The organism is Ideonella sp., assembly GCF_041287625.1.
Taxonomy (GTDB): Bacteria; Pseudomonadota; Gammaproteobacteria; order Burkholderiales; family Burkholderiaceae_C; genus Ideonella.
The window spans coordinates 26,264-35,167 of sequence record NZ_JBGGNH010000065.1 but is presented as its reverse complement, the minus strand read 5'-3'; the positions used below and the strand labels follow the sequence as shown (position 1 = coordinate 35,167).

The 8,904-nt window shown below is 67.7% G+C and carries 9 protein-coding genes; 3 read left to right on the top strand and 6 right to left on the bottom strand.

From position 1 onward, the window contains the following. On the bottom strand, positions 1 to 339 hold a 339-nt coding region (locus ACAH41_RS23825), incomplete at its 3' end, for a hypothetical protein (RefSeq protein ID WP_370538566.1). A gap of 157 nt (positions 340 to 496) precedes the next feature. Further along, on the bottom strand, positions 497 to 2,356 hold the full coding sequence (gene ilvD / locus ACAH41_RS23820) for a dihydroxy-acid dehydratase (RefSeq protein ID WP_325653531.1): 1,860 nt from the start codon (positions 2,354 to 2,356) through the stop codon (positions 497 to 499). Between the two features lie 232 nt (positions 2,357 to 2,588). On the opposite strand from ilvD, the gene ACAH41_RS23815 reads away from it, so the two are divergent. Continuing rightward, the gene (locus tag ACAH41_RS23815; protein ID WP_325653529.1) at positions 2,589 to 3,311 is read left to right on the top strand and encodes a GntR family transcriptional regulator; all 723 of its coding nucleotides are present in this window, start codon (positions 2,589 to 2,591) and stop codon (positions 3,309 to 3,311) included. A 13-nt stretch (positions 3,312 to 3,324) separates the two neighbouring features. On the opposite strand, the gene ACAH41_RS23810 is transcribed toward ACAH41_RS23815, so the two are convergent. Then, positions 3,325 to 4,176, bottom strand: a complete 852-nt coding sequence (locus ACAH41_RS23810; RefSeq protein ID WP_325653527.1) for a rhodanese-like domain-containing protein — start codon at positions 4,174 to 4,176, stop codon at positions 3,325 to 3,327. A 245-nt stretch (positions 4,177 to 4,421) separates the two neighbouring features. Here ACAH41_RS23810 and ACAH41_RS23805 point away from each other — a divergent pair, with 245 nt between their 5' ends. After that, the gene (locus ACAH41_RS23805) at positions 4,422 to 5,354 is read left to right on the top strand and encodes a TRAP transporter substrate-binding protein (protein ID WP_325653525.1); all 933 of its coding nucleotides are present in this window, start codon (positions 4,422 to 4,424) and stop codon (positions 5,352 to 5,354) included. Positions 5,355 to 5,378: 24 nt separating this feature from the next. On the opposite strand, the gene ACAH41_RS23800 is transcribed toward ACAH41_RS23805, so the two are convergent. The 3 genes from ACAH41_RS23800 to dapF are packed head-to-tail and all read right to left on the bottom strand — an operon-like array spanning position 5,379 to position 7,881. Beyond that, complete coding sequence (locus ACAH41_RS23800; RefSeq protein WP_325653524.1) at positions 5,379 to 6,332, bottom strand: tyrosine recombinase XerC; 954 nt, start codon at positions 6,330 to 6,332, stop codon at positions 5,379 to 5,381. An 8-nt stretch (positions 6,333 to 6,340) separates the two neighbouring features. Further along, entirely contained in the window at positions 6,341 to 7,027 is a 687-nt protein-coding gene (locus tag ACAH41_RS23795; RefSeq protein ID WP_325653523.1) for a DUF484 family protein, read from the bottom strand. After that, positions 7,024 to 7,881 carry a diaminopimelate epimerase gene (gene dapF / locus ACAH41_RS23790; protein ID WP_325653522.1) on the bottom strand — a complete coding sequence of 286 codons (858 nt, stop codon included), beginning with the start codon at positions 7,879 to 7,881 and terminating at the stop codon, positions 7,024 to 7,026. The genes ACAH41_RS23795 and dapF overlap by 4 nt, the downstream gene beginning before the upstream one ends. Before the next feature lie 159 nt (positions 7,882 to 8,040). Here dapF and ACAH41_RS23785 point away from each other — a divergent pair, with 159 nt between their 5' ends. Further along, positions 8,041 to 8,904 (top strand): flagellin, encoded by an 864-nt coding sequence (locus tag ACAH41_RS23785; RefSeq protein WP_325653520.1) that lies wholly within the window; start codon positions 8,041 to 8,043, stop codon positions 8,902 to 8,904.

The following is an 8,904-nucleotide window of genomic DNA, read 5'->3' as shown; positions in this document are numbered from 1 at the left end:
CTTCTTGCTCTGCGGGTAGAGGTCGAGCTGCTGCGTGCCCCAGACGGCGGTGGCGCCCAGCTCCTCGTTGACACCGGGCTGGAAGACGATGTGCTGCGCCGCGAGGTGCTTCTTGGCGGCCCACAACGCCTGGTCGTAGGTACCCAGCGGCGAGCCGCGGTAGCCGCTGATGAAGCCTTGCGTGTTCAGGCCACGCGCCAGGTCACGCTGACGCTGCATCACCAGCAAGCGCACCAGCGACTGGGTGCCGGTGAGGAAAACGACCCCGTCCTTGGCCCACAGGTTGTCGGACAAGCGGTAGTCGGGGCGGCGGATGGGGGAAGCGGAACCAATGCTCATGCAGAATTGTTCTTCTCCCAACCGAGGAAAATCTTCTTCAATGCACAGGGGTTCCCCCGTGTTCGGAGAATTTCCTTCTCATCAGCCACCCATCACGCGAAAAAGCCGCTTCGAGGAGCGGCTTGGCGAGAAGAAAGGCGCCGATTGCGCCGCAGCGTCAGTCGTCCAGCAGTGACAGGTCGCGCACGGCGCCCTTGTCGGCCGACATGACCAGCTTGGCGTAGGCCTTCAGCGCGGACGAGACCTTGCGCGGACGCGGCTGCGCCGGCTTCCATCCCTCGGCGTCCTGCTCGGCACGGCGCGTGGCCAGTTCCTCGTGGGACAGCAGCACGTTGATCGTGCGGGCCGGGATGTCGATGCGAATGCGGTCGCCGTTGCGCACCAGGCCGATGGCGCCGCCGGCCGCCGCTTCGGGCGAGCAGTGGCCGATGGACAGGCCCGAGGTGCCGCCGGAGAAGCGGCCATCGGTCAGCAGTGCGCAGGCCTTGCCCAGGCCCTTGGACTTGATGTAGCTCGTCGGGTAGAGCATTTCCTGCATGCCGGGGCCGCCCTTGGGGCCTTCGTAGCGCACGATCACGACGTCGCCGGCCTTGACCTTGTCGGCCAGGATGTTCTCCACCGCTTCGTCCTGCGACTCGGTGACGTGGGCATTGCCCTCGAAGACGAGGATGCTGTCGTCCACGCCGGCGGTCTTGACCACGCAGCCGTCGAGCGCGATGTTGCCGGTCAGCACGGCCAGGCCGCCTTCCTTGGAGAAGGCGTGTTCATAGGAGCGGATGCAGCCTTCGGCGCGGTCCAGGTCCAGGCTGGGCCAGCGGCTTTCCTGGCTGAAGGCGACCTGGGTCGGTATGCCGGCGGGGCCAGCCATGTAGAAGCGGCGCACGTCGGGGTCGGTGGTCTGCGTGATGTCCCACTGGGCCAGCGCTTCCTTCATCGTCGGCGTGTGCACGGTGGGCACGTCGGTGTGCAGCTTGCCGGCGCGATCCAGCTCGCCGAGGATGGCCATGATGCCGCCAGCGCGGTGCACGTCCTCGATGTGGTACTTGTTGGTGTTGGGCGCCACCTTGCACAGCTGCGGCACCGTGCGCGAGAGGCGGTCGATGTCGGTCATGCCGAAGTCGATCTCGGCTTCGCGGGCGATGGCCAGCAGGTGCAGGATGGTGTTGGTCGAGCCGCCCATCGCGATGTCCAGCGTGATCGCGTTCTCGAAGGCCTTGAAGCCGACCGAGCGCGGCAGCACGCTGGCATCGTCCTGCTCGTAGTGCTGCTTGGTGATCTCGACGATGCGGCGGCCGGCACGCCTGAACAGCATCTCGCGGTCCGCATGGGTGGCCACCACGGTGCCGTTGCCCGGCAGCGAGAGGCCCAGCGCCTCGGTCAGGCAGTTCATCGAATTGGCGGTGAACATGCCCGAGCAGGAACCGCAGGTGGGGCAGGCGGAGCGTTCGACCTCGGCAACCTCGGCGTCCGAGTACTTCGCGTCGGCCGCGATCACCATCGCGTCGATCAAGTCCAGCTTCTTGAACTCCATGACCTTGGTGACCGGGTTGGCCAGCTTGGTCTTGCCGGCCTCCATCGGGCCGCCCGAGACGAACACCACCGGGATATTCAGGCGCATCGCGGCCATCAGCATGCCGGGCGTGATCTTGTCGCAGTTCGAGATGCAGACCATCGCGTCGGCACAGTGCGCGTTGACCATGTACTCGACCGAGTCCGCGATGATGTCGCGGCTGGGCAGCGAATACAGCATGCCATCGTGGCCCATGGCAATGCCGTCGTCCACGGCGATGGTGTTGAACTCCTTGGCGACACCGCCGGCCGCCTCGATCTCGCGTGCAACGAGCTGGCCCAGGTCCTTCAGGTGCACGTGGCCGGGCACGAACTGGGTGAACGAATTGACCACCGCGATGATGGGCTTGGCGAAATCTTCGTCTTTCATGCCGGTGGCGCGCCACAGGGAGCGGGCCCCCGCCATGTTGCGGCCGGCGGTGGAGGTCTTGGAACGGTATGCGGGCATCGTGCTTGCTGAAAAGGGGTGCTGCAAAGAAGGCGGGCCACAGGGATAAGGCCTCGTTCGCGCCCGTGCCAACAACCTCTTGAGCCGTGCCCTGGGCAAACAGCGGCAATTGTCCACCACGCACCCGCAGCCCAAAGCGTTGGCGCGCAAGGCCTTGCCAACGCCAGTAGACGCCAGCAGGGCGATGTGGGAAAAACGCGCCCCACCGCATGCTCCGAAACCGACACTGCAAGTGACCCTCAAACCCAAAACCGAGTTGCGCCCGCTGGCGCGAGGCGGCGCGGCCGAACAGATCCTTGACGACCTCCGCGAACGCATCCTCAACGGCAGCCTGAAGCGCGGCGACAAGCTGCCCACCGAACGCGAGATGGCGCAGGGCTACGGCGTCAGCGGCGCCACGGTGCGCGAAGCGATCCGAGCGCTGGTGACCATCCACCTGATCGAGGTGCGGCATGGCAGCGGCGCCTACGTGACCGCCAATGCCGAGCAGCTGATCGCCCAGTCGCTGGGTTCGATGATCCAGCTCGAACGCATCGAGGTGCAGGACGTGATGGGCCTGCTGGGCGTGCTGAATGCCTACTGCGCCGAGCTGGCCGCCACGCGCGCCACGCCGGAAGACCTGGCCGAGCTGCGCGCAGCCGTGGCGCTGCTGGAACATGCGGCCGGGGCCGCAGATTCCGAAGCCGGGCTCACGCGCTTCCTGCTGGGGCTCGCCGCCGCTTCGCACAACCCGCTGCTGGCGCCCATCTGCCGCTTCCTTGCCGGACTGCAGATCGACCTTGCCCGCCAGACCTCGGGCGGCTCGGCCAAGGTCTGGCGCGAAGCCACGGCCAGCCTGCACGCCGACCGCCACAAGCTGGTGGAGGCCATCGCCAGGCACGATGCGGCCAAGGCCCGGACGCTCGCGCTGGCCTGCCACCAGCGCGCGCTGAAGGTGATTGCCGAACTGGGCTGAGCGCAACGGCGCGTCAGCCGCCCGATTCGTCCAGCCGCCGCGCCCGCTGCAGCCGCCAGGCTTCGTCAGGGTGCGCCGGGTCGAACACCTGCGCTGCGCTCGTGCCGGTCTCACGCAGGGTGGTGTCCAGCGCCACGCGCTTGTCGAACACGAAGCACTCGCCCTGCCAGTCGCGCCCGGCGTCCGGCAGCTGCTGGAAGTAGTTCAGCACGCCACCGTCGAGCTGCCAGACATCCAGGCCCAGGCTGCGCAACCACGGCGCCGTCTTGTCGCAACGGATGCCGCCGGTGCAGTACATGGCCACAGGCCGGCCCGCGGCCCGCCAGGCAGGCGCCTCGGCCTGCACATAGGCGGTGAAATCGCGGAAGTTGTGCACCTGCGGATCCACCGCACCATGGAAGTGGCCGAGGCGGAATTCGAAGTGGTTGCGGTTGTCCAGCAGCACCACGTCATCGCGCGCCAGCAGCGCGCGCCAGGCCTCGGGCGACAGGTGGCTGGCGTCGTGCTCGTCCGGCGGCGGCAGTGGCGCCGCCGGATCTGGCGGCAAACCCAGTGCGACGATCTCCGGCTTGACGCTGACCTTCAGCCGGCCGAATGGCGCCGTGGTGCACGCGCTGTGCTTGAACGGCATGCCGCGCAACGCACCTGCCAGCACGTCCGCTCGCTGCAATGCCGCCTCGAAAGCCAGGACGGCTTCCGGTGCGCCCGCCACCGTGCCATTGACGCCCTCTGCGGCCACCACGATGCTGCCTTGCAGCGCCTGCGCCAGCGCGCGCAGCTGCTCGGCCGCGGCCTGCGGGTCAGGCAGCGGCGCAAAGCGGTAGAAGGCACTGTGCAGCAGCGGGGTAGAAGGCGTGCGGGTCATGTTGGCGATTGTCGCGGCCAGGCGCATCCCTCGGCGGCCCCCACGGCCGCAAGCGCACGCAACCTTGGTAGTTACCCGCTACTTCCTGGCCCGTCCGCTGCTGTGAAATATGGCCGCCCGCAAGTTGTACGATGACCGATGATGCGCGGAGCGCCCCACCGCGCCCACCCGCGCTTCATCAAAATTCGAACAGCGGCACATTCATGCGCAAAGCACTTCTCGGCGGCCTTTTCCTGGCCACATGCATGGGCGCATCGCCAGCGTCCGCGCAAACCCAGGTCCGCGCGTGGAACACCCATCCCGACGGGTATCCGGTGACCGAGGCCATGAAGAGCTTCATCCACGAGGTCGAGCTGGGCACCAAGGGCGCCATCAAGATCGAGCTGTTTTCCAACGCTTCGCTGGGCGACCAGTCCAAGGCCGTGACGATGTTCAAGGCCGGCGAAATCGACGTGGCCGAATTCAACTCGGCGCCGCTGTCTGAAGTGGCGCCAGGCCTGAAGGCCTACAACCTGCCCTTCCTGTTCATCGATGCCGCCCACATGTTTCGCTTCCTCGACGGAGCCGCCGGTGAGCGCCTGGCCGAGAAGTTGAAGGCCTCCGGCTTTGTCGTGCTCGGCTGGTACAACGGTGGCGCCCGTTCGTTCTTCTGCGCCAACAAGCTGATGACCCGGACGGAAGATTTCGCGGGGCAGAAGATCCGCGTGCAGCAGTCCGAGGCCTACGTCGAGATGGTCAAGCTGCTCGGCGCCACCCCGGTGGTGCTGCCCTACAAGGACGTGCTGGACGGCCTGCAGAAGGGCACCGTGGACTGCGCCGAAGGCAACATGGTGTCCTACGAATCCACCGGGCAGTACAAGGCCGCGAAGTACATGCTGCTGGACAGCCACATGGTGTCACCGGAAGCCCTGGTCGTCTCCACCAAGCTGTGGGACAAGCTCAGCCCGCAGGACAAGACCGTGTTTCAAAAGGCAGGCAAGAGTTCTGCCCTGCTGATGCGCGACCTGTGGGACAAGCGGGTCGTGACGGCGCGCGCCGCGGTGACCAAGGACGGCGCCCAATTCGCCAACGTGGTCGACTTCTCCCCCTACGTGCGCCGGATGTCGCCGCTGTACAGCAAGTACATGGCCGACCCGGCGGTGCGAGGCGAGTTGCTGGAGATCATCAGCAACAAATAGCCGGCAGTCGAGCCCCCAGCCCAGTCAACCGGTTTCAGGCTTTTTCCTGGCCCGCGGGTGCGCGGCGTCGTAGGCCTTGGCCAGGTGCTGGAAGTCCAGCTTGGTGTAGATCTGCGTGGTGCTGATGCTGGCGTGGCCCAGCAGTTCCTGCACCGCGCGCAGGTCGCCGCTGGACTGCAGCAGGTGCGAGGCGAAGCTGTGGCGCAGCATGTGCGGGTGGACGGAGGTGGGCAGGCCGGCGCCCAGCGCCAGCGCCTTGAGCCGCGTGCGCACCTGGCTGGTGGACAGGCGGGTGCCGCGGTTGCTGACGAACAGCGCCGGCTCGCCAGGGCTGGCCACCAGGTCGCGCTCGGCGCGCCAGGCGGCCAGCGCTTCCAGTGCCTTGCGGCCGACCGGCACCGCGCGGCGTTTGCTGCCCTTGCCGAGCACATGCACCGTGGCGTCCGGCTCGTCGATCCAGCCGACCGCGGCCGGGCCCGGTGAAGCGTCCAGGCTGACGAGTTCGGCGACGCGCAGGCCGCTGCTGTAGAGCAGCTCGACGATGGCATGGTCACGCGCGCCCAGTGCTGGGTCGGCCGTGTCGGGCTGGGCTTCGGCCAGCGCCACGGCCTGGTCCACCGCCAATGCCTTGGGCAGCGGCTTGGGCGCCTTGGGCGGGCGCACGCCATCGGCGGGGTTCAGCGGCACGCCGCCTTCGCGGCCCCACCAGCGGTAGAAGCCCCGCCAGGCCGAGAGCTGCAGCGCCAGGCTGCGCGGCGCCAGGCCCTGGCTGTGCAGCTGGGCGACCATGCGGCGGACATGATGCGTGAGCAGCCGGTCCAGCGGCAGGTTCTGCGCGGCGGCAGCTGCGGCCAGCCGGGTCAAGGCGTCGGTGTAGAGGGTGAGCGAGCGTTCGGCGAGGCGCCGGTCTACGCGCAGGTGGCTGAGGTAGCGCGGCAGCGGGTCCGGCAACGCTGCAGGTTGAACCGCGTCACCCATCGAAACGCCTATTCGCCCATCAGCAGCCGGCCCAGTGCGGCGCTGGCGATGTCGCCGACCTGGACCAGGAACTCGGTGCCCATGTCGCTCTGGTAGCGCAGTGCATCGGGCGAGCCCAGCACCAGCAGGCCGAAGCATTCGCCGGCCGACTTGCCCAGGCGCAGCGGTACCAGCGCGACGGATTGCGCCGGCGTCGGGTCGCCCAGCCAGCTGGTGGCCTCGAACTGGGCGTTCAGGCCGCAATAGGGCTGGGTGAGGCTGGAGGCGAAGGTCTTGATGTCGTCGCTCACAGCTTGCGCCCACGGCAGGTGGCTGTGGCTGGCCGAGACGCCCCAGACCCGCACAGCGGCCTGCGGGATCATGAACTCGTGCTTCAGCTCCTCGATCAGCACCTGGCCCAGCAGCGAAGCGCTGCGCGCCAGCATCAGCGCGCAGGTCCAGCGGTGCATGCGCTCGGCGATCACCACGTTGTCCTGCCCGGCGCGGATCATCTCGATGATCTTGCGCTCCAGCCCCTTGATGCGCTCGCGCAGCATTTCCATCTGCCGCTCCTGCAGCGAAACGGCGCGCAGCCCGTGCGGGCTGGTCAGCTGCACGGTGGACAGCAGTTCGGCATGGCGCTCGAAGAAACCGGGCGTGTTGACCAGGTAGTTGGCAATGTCGTCTTCGGTGATGCCTTGCAGCGGGGTGGTCACAGTTCGATCTCTCCTTCAAACACGGTCACCGCGGGGCCGGTCATCAAGACCGAATGCCCGGGGCCGTTCCATTCAATCGTCAGCACGCCGCCACGGGTGTGCACGTCCACCTTGCTGTCCAGCCAGCCCAGGCGAATGCCGGCGACCACCGCTGCGCAGGCGCCGGTGCCGCAGGCCAGCGTCTCGCCAGCATCGCGCTCGAACACGCGCAGCTTCACCTCGCTGCGGCTCACCACCTGCAGGAAGCCGGCGTTGACCTTGCGGGCGAAGCGCGGGTGGGCCTCGATGCGCGGACCCCAGCTGGCCACCGGTGCCGCGTCCACCTCGGGCACGCGCAGCACGGCGTGCGGGTTGCCCATCGAGACGAGCGACACCTCGGCGCTGTCGCCGGTCCCCAGGTCCAGCGGCCACAGCTCGAAGCCGTTGACCCGGCGCGGCACCAGGCCGGCCGGGTCGAATGGCAGGCGGGCCGGCTCGAAGACGGGCTGGTTCATGTCCACCGTGACGCGGCCATCGGCCTGCAGGCGCAGTTCCAGCTCGTTGTTGACGGTGGCCACGCGGATGGTGTCGCGCTCGCTCAGGCCATGGTCGCGCACGTAGCGCACAAAGCAGCGCGAGCCATTGCCGCACTGCTCGACCTCGTCGCCACTCGCGCCATTGAAGATGCGGTAGCGGAAGTCCACGCCGGGCCGGTCCGCGGGCTCGACGACCAGGATCTGGTCCGCACCGACGCCAAAACGCCGGTCGCCCAGCAGGCGCAGCTGGTCGCGGCTCAGCGCCAGCGGCGCCTGGGTCGCGTCCAGCACGACGAAGTCGTTGCCGGCGCCGTGCATCTTGGTGAATCGCAAACGCATCGGTCGATTATCCGCGCTCACGCCGCTGGCCCCGCGGTTCACGGGGTTTGCCAGAGGAATTTCGGCCGGCCGGTTTAAGCGCCGCGCGGGCAAAGACGCCTAGTGACCGTAAGGGCATCGAACCGAGGCCCCGACTTCCCACCAGCCCAGGAGTTCCAGATGCTCAGCTTGAATACCAATGCGGCCGCCTTGTCGACGCAAAGTGCGCTGTCCAACAGCCAAAAGGCCCTGACCACGTCGATGACGCGACTGGGCACCGGCTACCGCGTCAACTCCGCGATGGACGACGCCGCCGGCCTGCAGATCGCCACCCGCCTGAACGCGCAAACGCGCGGCATGGCGGTGGCCCAGCGCAACACGCAAAACGGCATCTCGATGATGCAAACGGCCGAAGGCGCCTTCAGCGAGGTCACCGACATGCTGCAGCGCATGAAGGACCTGGCGACCGAGGCGGCCAACGGCACCTCGTCTGCCGACGACAAGACCGCCATGCAGTCCGAATACGACGCGCTGGGCCAGGAGCTCTACAACGTCATGAACAACACCAGCTTCGGCGGCGCCAAGCTGCTGGCCGGTGGCACCATGGGCGCCGGCGCCGTGACCTTCCAGATCGGCGCCAGCGCCTCCGAAACCATGGCGGTGAACGTCTCCGCCAGCATGACCACGCTGGGCACCGACCTGCTGGCCGCCACTGCCAACTACGCGGCGGCCGGCAGCACCGGCACCGAGCTGACCGCCGCCGGTGCGGCCAACGGCGCCATCACCAAGCTCGACACGGTGCTGAAGGACGTGGGCACGGTGCGCTCGGCGCTGGGCGCCGCCTCCAACCGCCTGGACCACGTCTACAACAACCTGTCCAACATGAGCACCAACACCACGGCTGCCAAGGGCCGCATCATGGATGTTGACTACGCGACGGAAACCTCCAACATGACCGCCAAGCAGATGCTGCTGCAGGCCGGGACCTCGATGCTCAAGCAATCGGGTTCGATGTCGCAGATGGTGCTGTCGCTGATGCAATAA

Bases quoted from the DNA above. Each gene is read 5' to 3' on its own strand.
- ilvD (WP_325653531.1), bottom strand. From the start codon at position 2,356: ATGCCCGCATACCGTTCCAAGACCTCCACCGCCGGCCGCAACATGGCG.
- ACAH41_RS23810 (WP_325653527.1), bottom strand. From the start codon at position 4,176: ATGACCCGCACGCCTTCTACCCCGCTGCTGCACAGTGCCTTCTACCGC.
- ACAH41_RS23805 (WP_325653525.1), top strand. From the start codon at position 4,422: ATGGGCGCATCGCCAGCGTCCGCGCAAACCCAGGTCCGCGCGTGGAAC.
- ACAH41_RS23800 (WP_325653524.1), bottom strand. From the start codon at position 6,332: ATGGGTGACGCGGTTCAACCTGCAGCGTTGCCGGACCCGCTGCCGCGC.
- dapF (WP_325653522.1), bottom strand. From the start codon at position 7,881: ATGCGTTTGCGATTCACCAAGATGCACGGCGCCGGCAACGACTTCGTC.
- ACAH41_RS23785 (WP_325653520.1), top strand. From the start codon at position 8,041: ATGCTCAGCTTGAATACCAATGCGGCCGCCTTGTCGACGCAAAGTGCG.